General features: G+C 51.4%; 15 protein-coding genes. 12 read left to right on the forward strand and 3 right to left on the reverse strand.

Translation table 11 applies throughout. The annotated features are described in order from the left end of the window. Positions 1–121: 121 nt before the first annotated feature. The 5 genes from GJJ30_RS22855 (at position 122) to GJJ30_RS22875 (ending at position 10,056) form a co-directional block, all read left to right on the forward strand. On the forward strand, positions 122–1,252 hold the full coding sequence (locus GJJ30_RS22855; RefSeq protein ID WP_154177518.1) for a sensor histidine kinase: 1,131 nt from the start codon (positions 122–124) through the stop codon (positions 1,250–1,252). Between the two features lie 3 nt (positions 1,253–1,255). Further along, positions 1,256–1,978, forward strand: a complete 723-nt coding sequence (locus GJJ30_RS22860) for a LytR/AlgR family response regulator transcription factor (RefSeq protein WP_154177519.1) — start codon at positions 1,256–1,258, stop codon at positions 1,976–1,978. A gap of 42 nt (positions 1,979–2,020) precedes the next feature. After that, on the forward strand, positions 2,021–2,500 hold the full coding sequence (locus GJJ30_RS22865; RefSeq protein WP_154177520.1) for a group II truncated hemoglobin: 480 nt from the start codon (positions 2,021–2,023) through the stop codon (positions 2,498–2,500). Positions 2,501–3,354: 854 nt separating this feature from the next. Beyond that, positions 3,355–9,507 carry a putative Ig domain-containing protein gene (locus GJJ30_RS22870; RefSeq protein WP_170299260.1) on the forward strand — a complete coding sequence of 2,051 codons (6,153 nt, stop codon included), beginning with the start codon at positions 3,355–3,357 and terminating at the stop codon, positions 9,505–9,507. Between the two features lie 318 nt (positions 9,508–9,825). After that, positions 9,826–10,056 (forward strand): hypothetical protein, encoded by a 231-nt coding sequence (locus tag GJJ30_RS22875; RefSeq protein ID WP_154177522.1) that lies wholly within the window; start codon positions 9,826–9,828, stop codon positions 10,054–10,056. 140 nt (positions 10,057–10,196) lie between these two features. Here the strand turns inward: GJJ30_RS22875 and GJJ30_RS22880 are convergent, their stop codons facing one another. The 3 genes from GJJ30_RS22880 to GJJ30_RS22890 all read right to left on the reverse strand — a co-directional run bounded on the left by GJJ30_RS22880 (position 10,197) and on the right by GJJ30_RS22890 (position 13,676). Then, a complete protein-coding gene (locus tag GJJ30_RS22880; protein ID WP_154177523.1) occupies positions 10,197–12,152 on the reverse strand; it encodes a heparinase II/III family protein in 1,956 nt (651 codons plus the stop codon). 387 nt (positions 12,153–12,539) lie between these two features. Beyond that, entirely contained in the window at positions 12,540–12,896 is a 357-nt protein-coding gene (locus GJJ30_RS22885) for a LytR/AlgR family response regulator transcription factor (RefSeq protein ID WP_154177524.1), read from the reverse strand. A 123-nt stretch (positions 12,897–13,019) separates the two neighbouring features. Continuing rightward, entirely contained in the window at positions 13,020–13,676 is a 657-nt protein-coding gene (locus tag GJJ30_RS22890) for a sugar transferase (protein ID WP_154177525.1), read from the reverse strand. An 812-nt stretch (positions 13,677–14,488) separates the two neighbouring features. Here GJJ30_RS22890 and GJJ30_RS22895 point away from each other — a divergent pair. The 7 genes from GJJ30_RS22895 (at position 14,489) to GJJ30_RS22925 (ending at position 23,611) form a co-directional block, all read left to right on the forward strand. After that, positions 14,489–16,825, forward strand: a complete 2,337-nt coding sequence (locus GJJ30_RS22895; RefSeq protein ID WP_310588368.1) for a TonB-dependent receptor — start codon at positions 14,489–14,491, stop codon at positions 16,823–16,825. A 57-nt stretch (positions 16,826–16,882) separates the two neighbouring features. Next, positions 16,883–17,818: a DUF4249 domain-containing protein gene (locus GJJ30_RS22900; protein ID WP_154177527.1), complete on the forward strand. Its 936-nt coding sequence runs from the start codon at positions 16,883–16,885 to the stop codon at positions 17,816–17,818. 99 nt (positions 17,819–17,917) lie between these two features. After that, positions 17,918–18,241, forward strand: a complete 324-nt coding sequence (locus GJJ30_RS22905; RefSeq protein WP_154177528.1) for a hypothetical protein — start codon at positions 17,918–17,920, stop codon at positions 18,239–18,241. A 376-nt stretch (positions 18,242–18,617) separates the two neighbouring features. Further along, positions 18,618–19,946, forward strand: a complete 1,329-nt coding sequence (locus GJJ30_RS22910) for a hypothetical protein (protein WP_154177529.1) — start codon at positions 18,618–18,620, stop codon at positions 19,944–19,946. Then, positions 19,946–21,727: an ABC transporter ATP-binding protein gene (locus GJJ30_RS22915; protein WP_154177530.1), complete on the forward strand. Its 1,782-nt coding sequence runs from the start codon at positions 19,946–19,948 to the stop codon at positions 21,725–21,727. The genes GJJ30_RS22910 and GJJ30_RS22915 overlap by 1 nt, the downstream gene beginning before the upstream one ends. A 30-nt stretch (positions 21,728–21,757) precedes the next feature. Beyond that, positions 21,758–22,603 carry a serine/threonine-protein kinase gene (locus GJJ30_RS22920; protein WP_154177531.1) on the forward strand — a complete coding sequence of 282 codons (846 nt, stop codon included), beginning with the start codon at positions 21,758–21,760 and terminating at the stop codon, positions 22,601–22,603. Between the two features lie 48 nt (positions 22,604–22,651). Further along, positions 22,652–23,611 carry an MBL fold metallo-hydrolase gene (locus GJJ30_RS22925; RefSeq protein WP_154177532.1) on the forward strand — a complete coding sequence of 320 codons (960 nt, stop codon included), beginning with the start codon at positions 22,652–22,654 and terminating at the stop codon, positions 23,609–23,611. Positions 23,612–23,645 lie beyond the last annotated feature (34 nt).

A 23,645-nucleotide genomic window follows, 5' to 3' on the forward strand; every position in this document is an offset into this window, starting at 1 on the left:
GAACCGCCGTTTGTCGGACGTTGGTGTTGTTCGTCTAAAAAAAGTGGTTTTCGGCGGGCAGGATCAGGCAAAACGGTACCTTTAACTGGTTTAACGGCAGCGCAGGCCAAACGACAACCCAATGGAATCACTTATTAAGCTCTTATTTCGCCACCGAATCAGCTGGCACGGCCTGTTCTGGCTGCTGCTGTTGGTGTATGAAGGATTGATTCTGGGCAGTGTCGACGACTCGTACCGTCAACGGTTTACCATTTCGCTCATCGAGCTGCCAGTCAAGATGCTGGCTACGTATACGATGCTTTACCTGCTGATTGACAAGCTGTTACTTCACAAGCGGTACGGTTATTTTCTCGTTTGGTTGCTGCTGGCAATGGCCGTTACCGGAACGGTTCAACGAATGATGGCCTACTATTTCATTTACCCGTTGTATTATCCGGCGGCTCTGGCGGCACCGGTTTTTTTCTGGCCTAAAGTGCTGATTTATACCTTTGCGACCTACGCCATGGTGTCGATTCCGACCACGATTCACCTGCTGAAAAAATGGTATGTCGACCAGCAATCCACCCAGCAACTGCGGGCTATGAGCCAGCAACTGGCCAAAGAAAAACTGGAGGCCGAACTGAAATTATTAAAGTCGCAGATTCACCCTCATTTTCTGTTCAACACGCTCAACAACCTCTATGCGCTGACCGTCAATCAATCGCCCAAAGCGCCCGAAATCGTTTTCAAACTGTCGGAATTGATGAGTTATATGCTGTACGACAGCAATTTAGCGCAGGTGCCGCTGCGGAAAGAAATTCAGTATATCGAGAATTACATTACGCTCGAAAAAATCCGGTACGGCGACCGGCTGGACGTTTCGCTCAATAGTTACGCCCCGCTCGACGGCATTCTGATTGCCCCCCTCATCATTCTTCCGTTTGTCGAAAACAGTTTTAAACACGGTGTGAACCGCCAGCTCGACAGTGTCTGGGTGCGGGTGGATGTGCTGACGAACGATAACGCCTTGATTTTCAAGATTGAAAACAGCAAGGCCGTTGATCCGGCGGCATCGATTCCCGAAGTTCAGTCCGGCATCGGGCTGCGGAACGTGCGCAAACGGCTGGACATTATTTACGGCACGCGCTATTCCCTCCAACTGTTCAATGAGGAGGATACATATCTGGTGGTTCTGAAAATCGAACTGGAGCCATCCGATTTAGAATCAGCCGGTTCCGTTGGACAACTGACCGAAAAAGTGTTAACGAGCTAGCGCATGAACTGTGTCATTATTGAAGATGAACCGCTGGCCCTGAATCTGCTGGAATCGTACGTCCGGCAGGTGGAAGGGCTGACTTTGATCCGGAGTTACACCAACGCTGTGGATGCTTTCACGTTTCTGCAATCCAAAACCGTCGATTTGTTGTTTCTGGACATCGAATTGCCGCAGATTTCGGGGCTGGAATTGTTGAAATCGCTCAAAAACCGCCCGCCGGTCATCATGACAACCGCCTACCGCGATTATGCCGTCGATGCCTACGACCTCGATGTGGTGGATTATCTGCTAAAACCGGTGACGTTCGAGCGGTTTTTGCGCTCCATCAGTAAAGTCTATCAGGGCAGTCAGTCGGCCAGTGTCGAGGTCCCGGCTAATCCGCTGACCAATGATTTCGACCGGGCCTATATTTTTCTGCGCGAAGACCGCGAAATGGTAAAAGTTTACCTGAAAGATATTCTGTACATTGAAAGCCTGCGCGATTACGTCCGGGTGAAAACGCATGATCGTCAGATTGTTACGTATCAGAAAATCAGTTACCTGGAACAGAAATTACCCGAAAATAAATTTATTCGGATTCACCGTTCCTTTCTGGTTGCGATCGAAAAAGTGACGGCTTTCACGCCCCTTTCCGTCCTGATCGGCGAAAAAGCACTTCCGCTGGGGCGCAATTATAAACAGCAGGCACTCAAGGCTTTCCACAGCGACAATGTAATGTTTTGAGAAGAAATACAATATTTTTCCCGCTGGTTCGACTCCGGTAACATGAACGAAAAGAAGATTCCGACCTTAAACGACTGGCTGGGCGGCACCGATCGGCTGGAACAACTGACCACGCTTTTTTATCAGAAAGTGCTGAAAGACGATTTGCTCGAACCCGTGTTTCGGCACATGTCGCCCGAACACGCCAGCCACGTTGCCCATTTCATCGGTGAAGTGTTCGGCGGGCCGAAACTTTACACGAAAGCCGACGGTGGGAGCCACGCCAGCATGGTGGCGCATCACCTCGGGAAGCACCTCGACGAAGCCAAACGTCGTCGCTGGATGAGTCTGCTACTCGAGACAGCGGACGAGATCGGCCTGCCCGATGATCCCGAATTTCGTTCGGCCCTGCTGGGTTATCTGGAATGGGGCAGCCGGATTGCGGTTCTGAATTCGACGACAACGGACAATCCGATTCAGACCGACGCGCCGATGCCGGTCTGGGGCTGGGGAGAAACCGGCGGACCCTATTTGCCGGAGTGAGGTTTTTTTTAAAGAATAGAGTTTCTTCCCGATTCACTATATGCCCTGATTGCGTATAGCCAATACGTTATTTCCCTTTTACTCCTGCTTCATTTCTTCGACTGTGCCAAATCGGGACGAAAGCTCGTACGTTTTTTACGGCCTGAACGGTTTTCTCCGGCACAACGGTTCTTTTCAAGAAAATGGTACTTTTTTTCGTTTGGTTAGTTTGCAAAAAAACCGCTTCAAGTTAGTCCGGTAAACGTTCTGTAAATTTTCCCTTCCGTTTTTTTCTACTCCTTCGTCCGCTGAGCCCGGCTGGGAACGGACTTGCCCTTCCGGTATCGCTCGATACTTCAAAAATATAGCCAACTTTTTCAAACCCCGCCTGGGCTGCAATTTTAGCGTGCCAAAAAAAGAATTACGGTATTCGGTAAAAAAGCTAATTCATTGAATAGTACTGTCGTTCCGGTAAGTAGAAACCGTTCTCTAAATTTTATAAATCAAGGCGAAAAAAGTGTAAATAATTGAATTACACAATATTATACCAAAAAATAACAAATCGTTTCGTTGGCATCGCTTTTGCATAGCTCATTTTCGAACCAAACCTTTGAAAGATTATCAGACAAAAAGAGTGAATAGCTTAAATAACTACGACCATAGTTCAATAACGATGAATAGGTTGTGTGAAGTGTAAGAGATTGAAAAAGGGTATGGGTTCAAAATACTCTTTTGTTGGATCACATTTAAAATTGCTCAACGTTATTATGATTTCAAATTTACCTGTCCGCATCCCGGGTTTAAAACTCTATGTGCAAATTGCGAAGAATGCCATTCAAGCAGCATGTCTTCTGGTTGTATTTTTCCACGTTGCTGTGGCTGGTCCGAATGACAATTCGCCCTCCAATTCTTCAAGGGGAGGGCGGTTTGCTCCGCCGGTGATCGACGGCCAGCGCTACATTGGTCTGACCATTTTCAATTTCGAAACGAACGCCCGAATCGATGATGAACGCATCGAAAATTCGGCCGCCAGCGGTTGTAACGCCGTCGAAATTACGATCAACTGGGACCGCGTTTATCCCAATATCAACAGCGCTCCCGGTTGGGATGTGGTCGATTCCCACATCCAGACTGCCCAACGGCTGGGCCTCAAAATCGCTCTGCGTGTACACGTTGGCCGTGATGCCGACCGGCTGGGCGGTTTCTGGGGCGTTCACGAAACCATGCAGGCGGCCGACAGTTCCCGGAGCACCAACCAGGGAATTATTCAGTTCTCATTTTCCCACAAACGGACCGTCGACCGGGCCAATGAATTCGTGCGGGAAGCCGTAAACCGCTACCGTTACCTGCAGGATCAGGGGCAGCTGCTGTTTTTCTCGGTGGTTTCGTCGCCCGCACTGGAGTCGGAATATTCACCGGTTTACAATCCGCCAACGGGTAACAAATACGTCGTTCCGTACGATTACAGTGTGTCTGAACTGGCGGCTTACCGGCAGTATCTGCAGGCTCGTTTCAGCCTGGCCCAACTGAACCAGCGCTGGGGAACCGATTACAGTCAGTGGGGCCGGGTGATGCCGCCTGCCAACAATCCCGCCGATCCGTACGCTTCCCAGACGGGCGTTCGGGGGGAGGACTGGTATGTCTTCCGCCACCGCCAATTACAGGGCTTTATCGAAAAAATCAACAGCACGGTGAAGGGAATCGATCCCTCGATTGTGGTGGTCAACCAGCACGGTTGCGTGTGGGACCGTCTGTCGGGTCTGCGGGCTACCTTCGCGTTCAAGAGCCTGGGCCAGTCGGCTGATGGACTGAAGTTTAACGATGGACCGGATTATAACCACCGGTTTTCGATGGACGTGGTGCGGACCAACCTGAAACCGGGCGCGTTTTTGATCAACGCCGTGGACGGGATGTTCCACAACTCGGTGTCGGTGGATAAATATTACGAGCAGATTTCGCAGTGTTACGAACACGGTGCAAAAATGCTGACGCTGGCCAATTTTGGCGGTATGGACGCCCGGCAAAAGTTGACGGATTTGATCAAGATGGTGGTTAACAACGGGTTGCTGAATCAGCCGGTTACGCAGGTACAAACTGCGGGTACCGCCATTGGCTATAAATTATCGGACATTCTGAAGTCGTACTCCATTGCGCAGGAGCGCTGGGGAACGCGTTACAATCAGAACGGAAAAAAACCGGTGCGGATTGAAATTGACGAAGATTTGCTCCGGAACGAACCGCCGATTATCAACAGCCTGCCGGTTTTGAGTGTCTCGCTCACCGATCAGTCGGCGACAGTGGGTCAGCCGTTTAGCTACTCGATTGGTCAGGCCTTTACGGATTCCGACGGATCGATTGTTTCCGTCGAGGCCAGCAATTTGCCGCAGGGAATCCAGTGGAAGAGTGCCACGGGTGAATTTACCGGAACACCAACCCGGGCGGAAGCAACGCTGGTAACGCTCACGGCTCGTGATAATCTGGGCGCTACGGTTACCGGGAGCTTCCGGATAACGGTTACGGACCTCATCGGAACCAACCTGCCGCCGATTGCGCCGATCCTCGCCCTGCAAATCGGGGAGGTAGGAAAAAGCTTTTCGTATGCATTGCCTTCGTTTCGGGACCCCGAAAATCAGCCGCTACTTCACCGCCTGGCGGGTATTGTGCCCGGTTTAACCTATTCGGCGGAAACCAATACGCTGAGCGGTACGCCAACCTCCGTCGGGGTCTATGTATTAGCTTATACGGCCGCTGACCCTCTGGAGGTTACATCGTCTACCGTGCTGCAACTCACGATTCGGGAAGCCACCCCGCCGACCAAACGGACCGGGAATTTTGAAGGCTATCTGGATAAATACAATTGCGAGGGAGATATCTGGGGTTGGGTTTGGGATCGTAATTTACCCAATACACCCATGCCCGTGGAAATTCTTGATGGCTTGAACGTTATCGCTACGTTTACGGCAAACGTCAACCGGCCGGACCTGGTGGCTGCCAAAAAAGGCAACGGCGCCCACGGCTATCAATTTATGATTCCGGCCAGTATTAAGGACGATAAACCGCACGTCATTACCATGCGGGTCGAAAATTCCGATTACTATTTGAAGGGCTCGCCCATGACGCTGAACTGCCCATTGAGTACGGCCCAGATAACGGATCCGACCAATAATCCACCGGTAGGGCCGCCCATTCCCATTCAGTATGCGTACGTCAATGTGCCATTTACCTACACAATTCCGGAGTTTTCGCACGAAGATGGTCAAACGCTGGTGTACGCGATCACCGGTGGAGTTGTTGGCTTGACCTATAATCAGGCAACCCGCACCTTCAGCGGTTCGCCCAGCCAGATTGGTACGTTTACGGCCAGTTTGATCGTATCGGACGGACAGGGCGGTTATACCCCGTCGCTGGTAACAGTGGTCGTTACGGCGGCTCCCGCAAACCGTCCGCCGGTGGTGGCTCAGACCATCGCCGACCAGTCGGGCATGGTCGATCAGCCCTTTGCCTTTACCATTGCGGCCGGCACCTTTACCGATCCGGATAATAACCTGAGCAGTATTCAGGTGAGCGGATTGCCCGCCGGGTTAACGTACAATCAAAGTAACCGGGTAATCAGCGGCACACCGACAACTGCGGGCGTGGCAACCGTGACGGTAAAAGCAACCGACGCACTGAGTGCAACGGCAGTGACATCCTTTAAAATTACGATCGATCCGGCTCCCCAAAAACCGGTGCCAAATCTGCCGCCCGCCATTGTTCAGGCTCCGAAGGATCAGACGGTGACGGTAGGTCAGTCGTTTAACTTCCAGATTCCGCTCGAAACGTTCTCGGATGCGGATGGTAGTGTGGTCAGCCTTGCTGTCAGCGGTTTACCGGCCGGATTGGGGTATACCCAAAGCACCCGCACGATCAACGGCACATTGACCACTCCCGGAACAGCTACGGTAGTTGTAACCGCTACGGATGACGATGGGGCCACGGCCACGGTAAGTTTCCGACTGATCGTGGTGCCCGCCGAAAATAAACCGCCGGTGGTTGTTCAGAACATTCCGGATCAGATAGCGATTGTGGGACAACCTTTTACGTATGCCATTGGCGAAAACGTGTTCACCGACCTAGATGGTGTCATCACGAAAGTAGAGGTTGTCAGCACCTTACCGGACGGTTTGACGTACGTAACCCCCATTCGGGTTATCAGCGGAACGCCCAACGCTCCAACCAGTGGTTTGCGGATGATGGCGGGAGCGGTTACCGGCCCAACGACTTCGACGGTGACGGTGAAAGCGACCGACAACCACGGCGGCTGGGTGACGACGACCTTCAAGTTAACAGTCAATCCGGCTCCGCCTGCCGATAATATTCCGCCGGTGGTGGACCAGACGATTCCGGATCAAACCGCTACGGCTGGTCAGGGCTTTACGTATACGATCGGCGCGGGTGTGTTTACGGACCAAGATGGAACGATCGCGAAAATCGAAATCGTCAGCGGTTTGCCCGCCGGACTGAGTTTTGCTCCGAGCACCCGAATTATCAGCGGTACGCCAACGGCAGCAACCACAACGACGGTGACGGTCAAAGCAACCGACAACGATGGAAGCTCGGTTACGACGACTTTCAAATTGACGGTGAATCCGGCCCCGAATGTGGGCCCGGTGGTCGCTCAGACGATTCCGGATCAAACCGCTACGGCTGGTCAGGGCTTTACCTACACGATCGGCGCGGGCGTCTTTACCGACCAAGATGGAACGATCGCGAAAATCGAAATCGTCAGCGGTTTGCCCGCCGGACTGAATTTTGCTCCGAGCACCCGAATTATCAGCGGTACGCCAACGGCGGCATCCGCGACGACGGTGACGGTGAAAGCGACTGACAATCAGGGCGCAACGGTTTCGACAACCTTTAAACTGACCGTGAATCCGGCCCCGGTGGTCGAAAACGTTCCGCCGGTGGTGGCCCAGACGATTCCGGATCAAACCGCTACGGCTGGTCAGGGCTTTACGTATACGATCGGCGCGGGTGTCTTTACCGACCAAGATGGAACGATCGCGAAAATCGAAATCGTCAGCGGTTTGCCCGCCGGACTGAGTTTTGCCCCGAGCACCCGAATGATCAGCGGTACGCCAACGGCGGCATCCGCGACAACGGTTACGGTGAAAGCGACTGATAATCAGGGCGCGACAGCGACGACGACCTTCAAGTTAACGGTCAATCCGGCTCCGAATGTGGCGCCAGTGGTCGCTCAGACGATTCCAGACCAAACCGCCACGGTCGGTCAGGGCTTTACCTACACGATTGGCGCGGGCGTCTTTACGGACCAAGATGGAACGATCGCGAAAATCGAAATCGTGAGTGGTTTGCCCGCCGGACTGAGCTTTGCCCCGAGCACGCGGATTATCAGCGGTACGCCAACGGCCGCAGCTACGTCGACAGTGACGGTGAAAGCGACTGACAATTTGGGCTTAACGGTTTCAACGACCTTCAAAGTGACGGTGAATCCGGCGGCCAATGTAGCACCGGTGGTTGCGCAGAAGATTCCGGACCAAACCGCTACGGTGGGCCAGGGCTTTACGTATACGATTGGCGCAGGTGTGTTTACGGATGCGGATGGCACGATTGCGAAAGTAGAGATTGTGAGCGGTTTACCCGCCGGGCTGAGCTTTGCCGCAAACACCCGCATCATCAGCGGAACTCCCACTGCGGTAGTTACCAACACGGTGACGGTGAAAGCAACCGACAACCAGGGCGCAACGGTTTCGACAACCTTTAAACTGACGGTGAACCCAGCTCCGAATTTGCCACCCGTTGTCGCTCAGACGATTCCGGATCAAACCGCTACCGTTGGTGTGGGCTTTACCTATACGATTGGCGCGGGCGTGTTCAGTGATCCCGATGGCAGCGTGGCGAAAGTAGAAATCGTGAGCGGTTTGCCCGTCGGGTTGAATTTCACCTCAAGTACCCGAGTCATCACCGGAACACCCATGACGGCAACTACGGCGACGGTGACGGTAAAAGCAACCGATAACCTGGGCCTGACGGTTTCAACCACGTTCAAACTAACGGTGAATTCCGCGCCAACCGGGGCCAATCAGCCTCCGGTCCTGGTGAAAGCCATCCCGGACCTGACCGGTACGGCCAGCATTCCGTTCTCCTATACCATCGGGAAGTCGCATTTCACCGATCCGGACGGTACCGTTGTCTCGGTCGATGTCCTTCTGTTACCGGCGGGGATTTCCTACAATAGTTCGACGGGTGTGCTCAGTGGTTCACCGGTTGCCGCCAAAAACTCGGTGGTTGTCGTAAAAGCCGTCGACAACAAATCGGCTACGACAACGGTCACGTTTAATCTTACCATCAAGGAAAACGTGATTATGAAGCTCTACAAGGCCGGCAAAGGACCCGAACCGCAGAACTATATTCAGGATCTGAACGATGGAGATGTGCTCTACGCGAACAATTTGCCGGAGATGGTCAACGTCTTCTTCGAGGTTGAATCGAAAATTGGGAGCGGCAGGTTTGAGCTGAGAGGCCCCAAAACCATTCTGTTCCAGGAGAACTTTGCACCCTGGGCGCTTTGCGGTGACAACGGTAGCGTTCCGCTGATTCCGGGCACCTACACGCTGAAGCTGATAGGTTACAAAGGGACGAATTTAACGAGCAACCAGATGGTCACCCGGGTGATTGCCTTTACCGTCAAGGCGGCTTCGGGTAAGCGGGAAAGCGCTACCACGGCGATGTCTGACAATGAGTCGGCTTCGACGGTCTGGGGTGTGTATCCGAATCCGTTCCAGGATCAGATCACGGTTACGCTACCGGGCGAGTCGAACGAGCAACTGACCCCGATGGCACCGTATCGTTTCTCGATTATTTCGCCGTCCGGACGTCAAACCCTGATTTCGGATCAGGATACGCAACTGGAGCCCGGAAAAGCCATTCTGAACGTTCAGCCGTATGGTTTGCCCTCCGGCCTGTATTTCCTGCAGATTCAGCGGGGAGAAGGACTGCGACGCACCATGAAACTATTGAAGCAATGATGCGATAAAAACAACAATTCAATAACCTGGACAAGTTAGGAAAGCCTGCTCTCTTTGAGGACAGGCTTTTTATATGGAGCATGCCGGGGGCGCACTTTTGAGTAGAAATTGTAAAAAAACAAGTAATTTAATTGGTAAGCGAATGTCTGATAAAATGCGAAAATATTTCTAAGTATTGCAGATTTGTTTGCTAATTTTTCAATTAGAGCGGTTTATTAGCCTTAAATTTGCTACCGAATAATAAATTTCATAAGTATTATTACTTAATAAAATTTTAGTTATTTATCTTTGATACGTCTTACCGATAAATGTACTTAAATGAATACAATCAATAATGTATCGAATCTGATGGCACCTAATTTCTCACGTAACCCGTTGACATCCTGCTTTTCGAGTTTGCAACAGGCGATCGGTTGTGCCAACAAATTTTTCATGGAAGGCCAGAATGTGCAGATCGTTGCCAAAGATAAAAACGCATTTTTGGTTGTTTCACCGGACATTGCCCGGCAGATGTCTACAAAAGGTTTTCGGTTACTGTATGGCAACTAAGCAATTAGTGTCGTGCTGACCGGAGAGAATATCAGGTTATAAAAAGAAAAAACCAGTCAATTGACTGGTTTTTTTCTGAATTACTCTATCCATGTTACTTTCTTCACTATCAATTGGCTCGCTGAGCCGGTTTTAACCGCTCAGGATTGCACCATAATCTGATGTTTTAATTCCACCCGCTTTTCCGCTCCGGTGGTCAGGAAAGCTCTAAAAACGCAGGTAGCCTGTTTCTGATAAATTTCTGACGAATACCAGCCCAGCAGCGTCGGGTGCATCTGCCCGTTGACAACCTCGACCTGCAGCGACGGGTCGATCTGCAAAACCACCAGCCGCTTCGTTTGCGGGTGCGACAACACAAAATGGTTGCGGCTCTTGGCCCGGAACCGAACGGACGGGTGAACGTGGAAAAGCACTTCAACGGTATGATTACTGCCGTGCTTGCTGTCGATCTGATCGTGGATGAGCAGCCGGTTCGTCAGCTTGTCGAATTCCATCTGCCGCTGGTGCGAACAGCCAATCCGATTATAGCCATTGTGGGACGCACTGATTTCGTCGGAATGTTTGTTCGATTCCGCTTTCTGAATCGTGACGTCGTAATGATTCAGCCAGCGCAGGTCCTCATCCTGATACGCCTGATTCTGGTAGTCGATGCAAACCGTGTTGTGGGCGCGGGTACTGACAAAATACCGGCGCCAGTCCGACGCGTGCTGGAAATAAGTCCCCGAATCAACGAAAAACGGCTGCCCGTCGATGTGCATGATAAACGACAGCGCATCGGCGTGGCCATGGGCGGCCGATGCCTGATAGCCCAGCGGAGCCGCGTTGAAATGGATGTAAATTTCGTTCTTGTCGGTTTCCTGTTTCCGTAATATATAATGCCCTTCCAGGGGGTAAAACCGGCTGCTCAGCGTGGTTTCCTTCGCGGAAATGCTGTTGAACTTCTGAAGTCCCTCGTTGCCGAACAGCAGGCGGTTTTTAAGATCGAATCCATTGGATCGCTGTTTGGAAACCGGGTCGCCAAACAGGATGGCCGCCGAGGTTAGCAACGACCGAAAATTGTTGAAAGGTACCTGCTCGTTGAGCGTCCACAACCGGCCGATTCCTTCGTCGCCATACTGCGGGAAATTTCCCTGCTCGTCGAGTGAATGGCCGATGTACGAAAAGATATTTTCCAACTGATTGAGATACAGGGCTGAAAATGGGTTTTTTGTCCGCAAACCGGTGACATACGCAATCAGGAACAGATCGGCCGTAAACTGGATGTAATCGGCGGCTTCTTCCCGATTGATGCCTTCCGGGCTGTGCTGCCGCTGCATTTCCTGTTCAAGACCGGTTTTGGCAAAGGCACTCCAGGCCACCGATTCCGGAAAATTCCAGAAGGAGCTGGCAATAAACAAACCGGCATAGCCCGCAATTAGCTGGTTGTTCGCGGCTGCGTGCAGGGGCAGATTATTCCGGCTGTAGGTGCAGTGCTGGTAGATAATCGGAAGCCAGATCGATTCGGCAAAGCGTTGAAAAACCGGGTCCGCCTTGGCCAGCACGGACGCATCCAAAATGTTCCAGCAGACAAACCAGTTGATCAGCCGGATATTCACTTCCATGTTGCTGTACCAGTTGACGCCCGTCAGATAAGGATTTGCTTTCACCCAAGACGAAATAATGGCAATCAGCCGGCTCAGTTCCCGCGGATCGGCCGTGTTTCGGTAGCGCAGGGCCAGCACCGGGAGAAATAAAAACCGGTTGACTTCCCAGACGTATTTGGCGTTGCCGTAGGCTTCGTTGTGAATATTGATTTCCCGGGTATACGTGAGCGGAAAACGCTTGTTGGTACCAATATCGAGATGCCAGTCAATCGGATAGCTATAGTCGAGCGTATGATCAAATATTTTATGTTCAAGCGGAAACGTCAAAGTCGGCAAATGGTCGGTATGAATGGCTAATACACTATCTGGCCAGGAGGAAAGCGTAACGGTTGCTTTCCAACCTACCAGCTGTTTATCCGTCTGCCGCTGTAAATACTGTCGAAGTCGAAATCGAACTTCTGCCGTAGACAAGGATCGCAGCCGGTAATAAAACCAGTGATACCTATTCAGCATTTTTATATTACACGTTGAGTAATAATTGACTAGTAAAGAAATCGTCAACCTGGTTATCGTATTCGTTTTACTTTTGATCCCCTCGTGCGCTCTGGCGGACTACCTTATACGTTAGTGAGTCAGCGGTTTTTTTGCGGCCGGGAAGAGTTTTAAGAATCCATGGCGCCTTGCGTGCGCGGGCTTAGAAAGGGCACTGTCAGGGTCAGAGAGGGGTTTGCAACAGCCTGGCGGTAACTCCGGCGCTGCGCCGTTGGGCAGTCGGAAATCAGCGCGCCAGGCCGTGCCCGTTTTTCAGTTAATCGTTGAGTAAATCAAAAAATCATAGCGCATCCGATGACGGTTTACTGCCGCGCAGGCCGATGCTGGACTGGGGTTGCCGTTGCGTAATCAGGCCAGCGCGAGGTTAAAATATTTAGACAGCGTGACGATGGATTTCACTCGTCTGCGGCTGACCGGTAACCGGGTTTCGTCTGATAATTCAACCCAGCTGTTGTGCATGTCGTGCAAATCCATTTGGACAATGTGTTCCGGATTAACCAAATGTGATCGGGAAATACGCCAGAAAGACGGGTGATATTCCTGTTGCTCTTTCAGGGTATAGCTGGATACAAAACCGTTCTGTTTGCTCAGGAAAATCCGGCTGTAATTGCTCCAGCCTTCAAAAAAGAGGATTTGTTTGGCAGAAATGGTTACAGCTCTTCCCCTGCGGTCTCTAACTTTAATGCTGGTACGTGCTATATTCATGTATGTAACGTTGAGTGCATAAGCTTTCAATAACGTTAGCAAACTCTATGCCATTGTGTTACTCTTTGCCTGCTACAGTTACATTTAATGTCTGATAAATAGACAATATGAAGATGTATACCGTTAACTGACACGCTTCAGTGATCCGGTCATTGCCCACCAGCAGATCTTCAGATCCAGGAGCAGGGAATGCCGCCGGATATACCAGCGGTCGTACCGAAACTGGTGCGGTTTTAGGGTGAGATCCGCCGATTCGGTCGGCTGAATGCGGGTTTGGGCCAGTCCGACAATGCCGGGCCGAACGGTTTGCCGTTGGCGATAGCCGGGCACGGTCCAGTACTGCGCATCGACCTGAAGCGTGTTCGGACGGGGGCCAACCAGGCTCATGTCTCCGGTCAGAACATTGAAAAAATTGGGTAGCTCATCCAGGTGAGTCCGACGCAAAAACCGCCCTACAGCCGTCAACTCAGATTCCCGTATGGGGGCCTGGCGGTAACCCGAGCGCACCCTGTATGTCGAGATACGAAATTTCAGACAGCGAAAGGGGCGCCCGTACCGACCCGTGCGGAGTTGGACAAAAAAAACAGGACCTCGCGAAGTCAGCACAATTGCCAGCGCAATAAGCGGCACCAGCCAGCTGAAAATAAGAGCAGAAATTAATAGCGTAAGTGAGAGGTCAAAAAGACGTTTTCCACCAGATTCATACGATGTAGGAGCCTTTTTGGGTGGGCTTTTGACATAAGGAGGCAGGGGATAGACCCTGGATTCAAGACTGATCATACACGTTGAGCGTAAAAAGTAATCAAATAAAATAAGTAAGGTAAATTAAAGACATTATGAATTCATTGAAATCTCGCAGACTCAGTATAGGCGGTTGCAATTAACCAACATAAATAAACAACTATTACTGGAGCGAGCTTGGAATGTTAAGACGAGGGTAGGATGAAAAAAGGCTACAAGACTCTAAAAAATCATTTTTGTTAAAAAAGTAAACTCAATCATACGGTTTTAATAATAGCTCTATATAACCGTTTGTCAGACAATATTAACCCCGAATTACTGCCCGGACAATTAATCACGCTGAAAAGTGATTGAGTGGTTTATCTATTCTTCTTTCAAATACCGGTCGCGTTCTTAACGCAAAAAACCGGATCCAATGCATCTTTTACAGCCTGTTGAAGATGTAACTCTGCGGTGGTTATTAACACAACCAACGTTTACAATCTACTTAAAATAATACTCATTGATTAATTCTTCGTTTATTGAGTAATTTAAAATGAAAACGGTAATTTTTTTGTGCGGGTCCGATTAAATAGAAGATTAATTCTACATTAAAATTTTACCCAACCAAAATTTATCTACTTCCCTGTTTTGGTAAAAAAGTTTGATAGACAACTAGTTACGCAGAAAAATGTTTCCTGAAAGCAGCTTAAAGTTATATTAAATTTATTATTTTTGTTTAATAGTTACTCAACGTGTCTGATAAAGTATTTACTTTGCAATAAGTAAAATTACTTAGTTATTTATCTACTGACATTGTGAAGGCAACTAGTACTCTTGCAAGCTTTTTTTTGGTTCTCGCCACCCTTTCGGTGACTGCGCAAACCCTGGTTAATGTATCGGGCGCTGTCTGGAAAACAGGTGACCGGCAGCCTCTTTCGGGCGTTCATGTTTATGTGCCTGGCCATCAGACAGGCGCGGTCACGAATGAAGCCGGTTTCTACACGCTAACCGCCCGGGCAAAAGATAGCCTGACCATTGTCTTCTCGTATGTTGGTTATGAAGCGGTTACCCGCACTATTTTTCCGGTTAATAATCAGACAGTAGATATCTATATGACACCCGGTCAGACCCTGACGGAAGTGTCGATTAAAAGCCAGTCGTCCCGGCAAAAGGACAGTGATAATGCCCAACTCAGCCGCGTTGAAATTCCCATCGCTCAGTTGAATAAAATTCCGGCGCTGTTGGGTGAAAAAGATGTACTGAAAGTAATTCAGTTGCTGCCGGGCGTTCAGAAAGGTTCGGAAGGGAATGCCGGTATTTACGTTCGGGGCGGAGGGCCGGATCAGAATCTGATTACGGTCGACGAAGCGGTGGTTTACAACCCCAGCCACCTGCTCGGGTTCTTCTCGGTTTTTAACGGCGATGCCCTGAAAAGTGTCGAACTGACCAAAGGCGGTTTTCCGGCGCGCTACGGCGGTCGGTTGTCGTCCGTGATTGAAATGGGAATGAAAGAGGGCGATAAAAATCACCTGCACGGAACCGGCAGCCTGGGCTTGATTGCTTCCCGGTTTACGCTCGAAGGCCCGTTGAAAAAAGGTGGGGCGTCGTTTCTGGTGTCGGCCCGCCAGTGTTACCTGGGTTTGCTGACCCAGTTGGTGTCGCCGGGGCCGGAATCGGGCATTCCGTCGCGTTCGGGCTTCTCGGATTATAACGCTAAACTTTCGTTCAACCTGGGACCGCGTAACCAGCTATATCTCAGCGGCTACACGGGAGCTGACCAGCTCACCAGCCAGCGGACTGCTAATGGTCGTGCGCTGGAATCCGGACTTGGCTGGGGCAATTCTACCGGCACGCTCCACTGGACGCACCGGTTTTCCAACCGCGTATCCGGCCACACGGCGGCCGTTTTCAGTCAATACCGGATGCGGGTTTCCAACGAAGACGTCTTTACCACGACGGGGTCGAACAATCCGGTTTTTCGACTTGATTATCTCTCCAGCATCCGGGATTTCACCCTGAAACACGACCTGGATGTGTATGCCGGTTCGAAACACCAGCTTCGTTTTGGTTTTCAGGTAACCGCGCATCGGTTCACGCCCAGCGCGGTTGTGTCGGCCGTTTCGGCTTCGGAAACCAGCAATTTGTCGACGGTTGCGGAGCCTGTTAACGTCCTGGAATCCGGTGCGTATGCCGAAGACTTCTGGCAGCCAACGAGTCGCTGGCGCATTCAGGCCGGTCTGCGTTTGAGCCACTTTTATCACAAAAATGCCCAATACCTCCGGCCGGAGCCCCGCCTTGCGGTTGCCTACAAGCTCCCGGCCGACTGGACTCTCAAGGGGGCTTACGCCCAAATGAATCAATATGTGCACATGCTGTCGAGTACAGGCATCGGTTTGCCAACCGACCTGTGGGTTCCGACCACCGATCGCGTCAAACCGCAGCAATCGGAGCAGTTTGCATTTGGCGTGGTAAAAGATGTCAACGCCGACATTGCGCTGACTGTTGAAGGTTACCATAAATCAATGACGAATAACATCAGTTATAAAGAAGGCGCCAGCTTTCTGCTTCCCGCTTCCATCACGACGAACGAAAAAAGCCGCTGGGAAGACAACGTAACGGCCGGAAAAGGATGGTCGTACGGGGCCGAAGTGATGCTGCAGAAAAAAACCGGTCGGTTTTCGGGCTGGCTGGGGTACACTTTGTCCTGGACGCAGTGGCAGTTTGCGGATTTGAACGGAGGACGTAAATTTTTCCCCCGCTACGACCGTCGCCATGACTTTTCAATCGTTGGCATATACGAACTGAGCCAACGTATAACCTTATCCGGTACGTGGGTTTACGGAACCGGCCAGGCCCTGACGGTTCCGTTATCGCGTTATTCCGTGAGCGCTAACAACCTGGATCATTCCAACCCAACCGCCAGCCCGTTTACCGATACCCGGAACGTGAAGGATTACGGCGATAAGAACAGTTTCCGGGCCGAGCCTTACCACCGGCTGGACCTGAACCTGCAATATCACGTCAGAAGGAAATCGCGTGAAAGTATTTGGGAATTAAGTGTTTACAATGCGTACAACCGGCAAAATCCATTTTATTACTCGCTGGAGGGAAAAGTCGAAACCGCCAATAAACCGTCGAAATCGGTTCTTTACCGGTATTCACTTTTCCCGGTAGTACCCACCGTTAGCTATACCTTTAAATTTTGATAAGTACCCATTGCCCGATTACAAATACATCTGTCCTATCTTAATTTACATACATTCATGAAACGGATTTACGTAGTATCTCTGCTGATTGCATTATTCACCACCGGCTGTCAGAGCATGCGGCAGGAAGTAGAACCGGCTGGTTTAAGCCAGGTTGCTAAAAAGCTGGTTATCATTGGGTTCATTTCTCCTCAGGATACGGTTTTGGCCGTAAAAGTGAACATCACCCGCCCGATTGCCGATGCGAATTACACCACGAATTATGGAACGGTAGCAAACGCCAAAGTCGTGCTGGAAACCGGAAACCGGTCGGTTCAGTTGACCTACAATAGCAAGAACGACTACTACCAGGTCGATGCGAAGAAATTTCCCGTTCGGGCGGGCGAGACGTACCAGTTGACGGCCCAAACGCCGGATGGCCTGAAAGCTTCCGGTTCCTGCACAATTCCCCAGCCCGCAGTCCTGCAAAAAGTACGGCTCGATTCGGTCGGTGATGCGACTAATCAGAAGCAATACTTTGTCCGGTATTACTGGCAGGATGTATCTGCCATGACTAACTATTACCAGACAGTTGGTATTTTTACTTACGCTAAATCCTGCCCCACCTGTAAGTCCGAAGCCGGTGCGAAGCCCAAACCCGAAACCACGCCGGTTGTATTCGAATCACTGGGACAAGCGGGCACTTTGCTGTCGGATCAGGCAAACAATGGCCGGGTTCTGGAGTCGTGCCGGGGCTTCCTGAATCAGAGCTCTACCGCCCTGCCGGTGTCCGACAAAATAACCTTTCCGAACCTGTATGACAGGGCGTTTGTCAGAGCTACCTTACTCAATGTGGATGAAGCCTATTATAAGTATCATCAGGCTCTGGAACTGCAAAAAAAGTCGGACGGTAATCCCTTTGCCGAACCGGTTTTGTTACCCAATACGATTACGGGAGGCTTAGGTTGCTTCGCGGGCTTCAATCAATCGACGGTGACGGCTACCTTTAAATAACAATTTTTTTGTACGCATAAAAAATTGTCAAATTTTTATGCGTACAAATACTTAGTTTTGTTTAATATTGCAAACCGGTATTTGACACCGAATTCGATCATGAAAGATTACATCGTTGTCCATTATGATGGCAACAACACGAACCTGACGTACACCGATAGCGAAGACGACGCACGTGCCTATTTAGCCGCCCTGATCACCACCAATCAGGTAGACAAAAACGACACACTTTCCATCGTTCGGGTAGATGATGATTATCTGGTGTATTTCAAACGCCGGAATAACACGCTCAAAACCGTATTGGGGAAAAACCGCCGGTCATCAGTAAGCTGGAGCGAATTCGTGTTTGGACCCCTGCAAGAGTTCTGTTCGAAGCTCTTCAAAAAAGTGGGCAACCTGAGCGTTGTTTTTGGAAATCGTTAAGACAACTCCTGCTTTTTTTTCAAACCGGCCCGTTTTTACCCGATTCACCGGATATTTCCGGTGCCGGGAGGCTTAGTTGGTAGCTGACTTTTTGAACAGACTCGCGGCCTTCTTGCCAGCTCATCCATTTCTTTCCTGGTCTCCGCACGTAAACCGGGTACGGAGAATAAATCCTTTCGGACGACCGCTCCACGGCTGATCGGTCGTCGTCCGTCATCGCATTCGCGTCGGACTAAATCCTTCATTTTCATTCGATAACAAACCTATACGGCGAAACTATAGGTTTTCCTGTAGCCAAAATGTAGGTCTTTGCGGATTGAACGCAGAACCGCCAGACAGGACCTTTGTGATGTCAATCATTCAAACAAAGGCCCACATGCAAGCTGCACTGTCTACTTCTGCTTCTCAACCGGTTCGTACTGCCGAAACCGAACCCAAAAACGATGGTTTTTTTACGGTTCTTTACGACATTATCCGGAATCATCCGTTGTTATTCACCGCGTTTTTCATGATTCCTTTTCTGGCACTGTTCATTTCACTGGGGCTGAAATGGTATTATGTTTTCCACGATACAACGCATTACCTGTCTGATTTCCAGATTGATCCGGCAACCGGCAAATGGTCGGACGGGCGGGCCTACTTCAATCCCGGTATCGACAAGTACATCCGCGAACTCGACATCGCCGGTTTGCTGGGCGGGATCGTCGGGATTTTCATCGGGTTGTATGTAACCGTTACGACCGAAAAAGCCAACCGGCTGAAAGAACGGCTGAATCAGCAGGAGATGGACCACATTAAGACGCAGACGAATCTGCTGGTGCAGGCCACGCAGTCGCTCAACACGCTGATGATCGACGTAAGCGGCAAAGTGAACGAAAAAGTATTGCTGATGGAAGGCCCCGACGAGGTGCTGAAAGGCATTGGCCGGGTGGTGGAGTCGGCGCAGACGCAGGGGAATGATTTGCTCGTGCTGTCCAATACGGCCCGCGTGGAAGGTATTGCGCCATTCCGCATGGATTACGTTGCCAAACACGCCGATCTGAAACCGCACGAACTTCGGAATGCGACCCAGTTTGACTACGCCCGGAAAGCGGAAGGTTTGCAGCGCGACTGTACGGACGTGGAGAACAAGTTGAAAGGAGCCGCCATTTATTTGCAGAACATGGGCAGCGACGCCCACGTCGAGTTTGTGACGCTCAACGACCAGAACGAAGGGGCCAGCCACGCTTTCCTGAAATACCTCGGCAAAGTCATCAATGAACACGTTTCAGTGGAAACCTACCGCCCCGGCAGTAACGCGCTGCTGAGCCAAACCGATAGCGTGCCGCATCACAACCGGTTTTTGATTCCGTCGTCGGCTGCCGAACCCACTGAGCCGAAAGCTCTGTTGGTGAACCAGTTGTATTCGGAACATACGCAGGCCATTCGGGAAATGCAGGAGCTGGGCATCCGGGTGACGAAGGCCAATAAGACGTTGCCCATTCAACTGTTCATCAGTGCCCCCCGCGAAAATAAACCGGGTATTTACCGCGGCCTTTGCGTCTGTATTCTCGGCAGCGGTTCGAGCACGAGCGGCCGGGCGACTAAACTGACGGCTTTCCTGACCGAAGATCCGCACATCGTTGCGTCGATGACCGAGCTTTTCTACGACTACCAAACCGACGGCAAACTGAATACCCAGGAATTTATCCGCCAGATGATCTGATGAATACCTTCGTTTTGATCCGAAAATTGTGGCCTTTTGTGCGGGCCTACCGGGGTAGTCTCGCGCTGGCGCTGCTGCTGACGGCCATCGGGGCCCTGCTCGCCCAGGTGACGCCACTGGTGATGGAATATACGGTCAATACCGTGCAGAATTTATTAAAGAAACCCATTGATAAACAGGAGGTAAGCTGGGTTGTTAGTACGTTAGTCGCCATTTTGCTGGCGAAGGAACTGCTGAGTCTGCTGGTGCAACTGGGTCAGAAATTCCTGAGCGACCGCATCCGGTTTCGCATGGCCGCCGACCTCTACGATTACACGATCCGGCGGATTGTTTCCTATCACCTCTCGTTTTTTGCCCTCGGCCAGAACCAGACCGGGAAGCTCGAAAAGCGCATCGACAAGGGCATCGACAGCCTGACGAAAACTGTCAAAAACCTGTTTGTCGACATTGTTCCGATGCTGGCCAATGCCGCCTTTGCGCTGATTCTGATTTACAACAAGAATGTCGGGGTTGGGGTTGTGGCTACGCTGGTGTTGCCGGTTTACGCCTACATCAGCCGCGAACAAACCCACCGCCAGAAGCAGATTCGGCGGAATATTCAGGAAATCCGGGAAAACAAAGCCAATGCGCTATTCGGGTTGCTGGAGTCGATTTTTGTCGTGAAATCGTTCGTTCGGGAGGGTTACGAACAGGGCCGCCAGCACGATCTGAACCACCGCCTGGCCGAAAACGAAATTCGGCATCATCGCACCAATTACCTGTTCGACGGACTAAAAAGCGTGGCCGAGCAATTGGGCATTGTGCTGGTTTTTGTCGTCACGATCTATTTTGTGCTGAACCGGCAGATGAGCGTCGGTGCCATTCTGCTCCACATCATGCTGTTCAACAACGTGTCGGCCCCGGTTCGGCACCTGCACCGCATCTACGACGAATACACCGAAGCGCTGGTGTATGCCGAAGGGTTTTTCGATATGATCGAGAACAACACCTACCTGCTCCAGCGCGGTTCGTTAAAAACCGCTGCCTGGCAGGGCCATTTTGCGCTTCGGAACGTGGATTTCGTGTATCCAAATGGCAAACAGGCACTTAAGAATATCAATCTCGAACTGAAACCGGGTAAAGTTACGGCGTTGGTGGGGTTGTCGGGGGCCGGAAAAAGCTCCGCGCTGAATCTGCTGGCCGGGTTTTATGATCCGACGCAGGGAAGTATCTTGCTCGATGGCCAGCCGCTGTCGGACTACGACAGTGAGTTTGTTCGGGAAAACGTGGGGCTGGTTCTTCAGAAAAACCACATTTTTGCCGGAACCGTCGAAGAAAATATCCGGTACGGCAAGCTCGACGCTCCATTTGAAGAGGTGGTGGATGCCGCCCGCCGGGCCAGCCTGCACGATCAGGTGATGCAGTTGCCGAACGGCTACCAGACCGAAGCCCGGGCCTTGTCGGGTGGTCAGCAGCAGCGGATTGCCATTGCCCGGCTTTTCCTGAAAAACCCGCCGGTGCTGCTCCTCGACGAACCAACTGCCAGTCTCGACGCCATCACGACGGAGCAAATCAAGGATAGTCTGGACGCCATCAAGCAAAACCGTACGGTTTTGATCATTTCGCACAACATCAGCCAGATCATGGACGCCGACCAGATTTACGTTTTGCAGGAAGGGGAGGTGATTGGGGAAGGGACCCACGAATCGCTCTACCGCGAAGGCGGTTTGTACCGCGACATCATCGATTCCAACGCCCGCTCGATGAACCTGACGCGGCTGGCAGCTACGGTTTTGGGGTAATAAGAGATTTGTTTTCAATTAATTACAACGATGAATCAGCCGATACGAGGATATACACTAACCCAATGGGTCGGTTCGGGCGGGATGGGGGAGGTGTATCAGGCTTACCATGCCGCCACGCAACGAACGGTGGCCATCAAAATGCTGAGCCGGGTGGAACAGGCCGAGCGATTCCGGAACGAAGCCGCCGTTCAGGCGTCGCTCCGGCATCCGCACATTGCGCTGGTTTACGAGTTTTTTGTAGAAAACAACCTTTCCTGCCTGGTGCTGGAATACATTGAAGGGCCGACCATCGAGCAATACATCCGCAAAAACGGTCCGTTGTCCGAAGAAGTAGCCTGGAATCTGCTGGCGCAGGTTGCTTCGGCGATGGATTACCTGCACCACCGGGGCATCGTGCACCGGGATTTGAAAGCGGGAAATGTCAAAATTGCCCGGCAGGGAAAGGCGAAATTGCTGGATTTTGGACTGGCCCGGTTTGCCAATTCCCCCAAACTGACGCACCAGGGCTACGTGATCGGAACGACCTCGTCGATGGCTCCCGAGCAGTTTTCGGGGCAGAGCAGTTCGGCGTCCGACTGCTGGGCGCTGGGCGTTTTGCTGTACGAAATGCTGACGGGCCAGTCGCCGTTTGGGGGCAGCACGCTGAGCGAAATCAGCCGCCGGATTCAGAAAGCGGATTACCTGGCACCCCGCAAACTGAATCCCAACCTTTCGAAAGCCAGTGAGCGTCTGATTGACAGGCTGTTGACGGTTTCGCCCGACCGCCGGTTTACGGCCCGGCAGGTGGTGGAAGTCCTGCGCCATCCACATTTGCTGGAGTCGCCCGACTGGATGGGACAGGTGCGAAAATGGTGGGATCGGGTGAAGCCTTGAATTGGTGCGGGAAAATCAATAGTTTTAAGGGTGTAACTACCCCGCCGTATGCTCGCCCGATCGCTTTTCCTCGTTTTCTTGCTGCCAATTAGCCTTGTTATCGTTGCCCAAAAACCGCCTGCGATCTCATTTCAGGTGGTTCCGCTGGGCGTAAAAGGCGGTATTGACGAGAGCAACCTGTCGGCCTATCTGCTGGCTCCGCAGGGAACGAACGAGTTCATCTGTCTCGATGCCGGAACGATTCACGCCGGAATTGAAAAAGCCGTTCAGAATCAGGTCTTTAAAGTCGGCACGGAAACCGTTCTCAAAGAATACATCAAAGCGTACCTGATCAGCCACGCCCACCTCGATCATTTGTCGGGCCTGATTATCAATTCGACTGAAGACGCCAAAAAACCGATTTACGGCATGTCGGCCTGCATTGATGTGCTCAAAAACAATTATTTCAACTGGAAAAGCTGGCCCAATCTCGCCAACGAAGGTGACGCCCCGGCCCTGAGCAAATACCGCTATACGGTTTTGGCGCCGAACACCGAGACGCCGATCGAATCGACCGGCATGAGCGTTCGGATGTTTCCGCTGAGCCACGGCCTACCGTACCAAAGTGCGGCTTTTCTGATCAAAAAGGGCGAAAACTGCCTCCTGTATCTGGGCGATACCGGCCCGGATCTGATCGAAAAATCTAAAAACTTGGCCCAACTCTGGCAGGCTATTCAGCCGCTGGTGCAGTCGAAATCCCTCAAGGCCATTTTTATCGAAGTGTCGTATCCGAACGAGCAGCCGGACAATCAGCTTTACGGCCACCTGACGCCCAACTGGCTGATGCATGAACTAACAGCTTTGAGCAAACTGACCGGCGCGGGTTCGCTGAGCGGTTTTCCAGTAGTCATCACGCACATGAAACCGGCGGGTACGAACGAAGCGACTATTAAAAAACAGCTCCAAGAAGCGAATGCGTTAAAAGTAAAATTGATCTTCCCCGAACAGGGAAAACCACTCCAATTTTAATCAGAACCGGTAGTATTATCATCATTTTAATCAC

The organism is Larkinella terrae (genome assembly GCF_009668025.1).
Taxonomy (GTDB): domain Bacteria; phylum Bacteroidota; class Bacteroidia; order Cytophagales; family Spirosomataceae; genus Larkinella; species Larkinella terrae.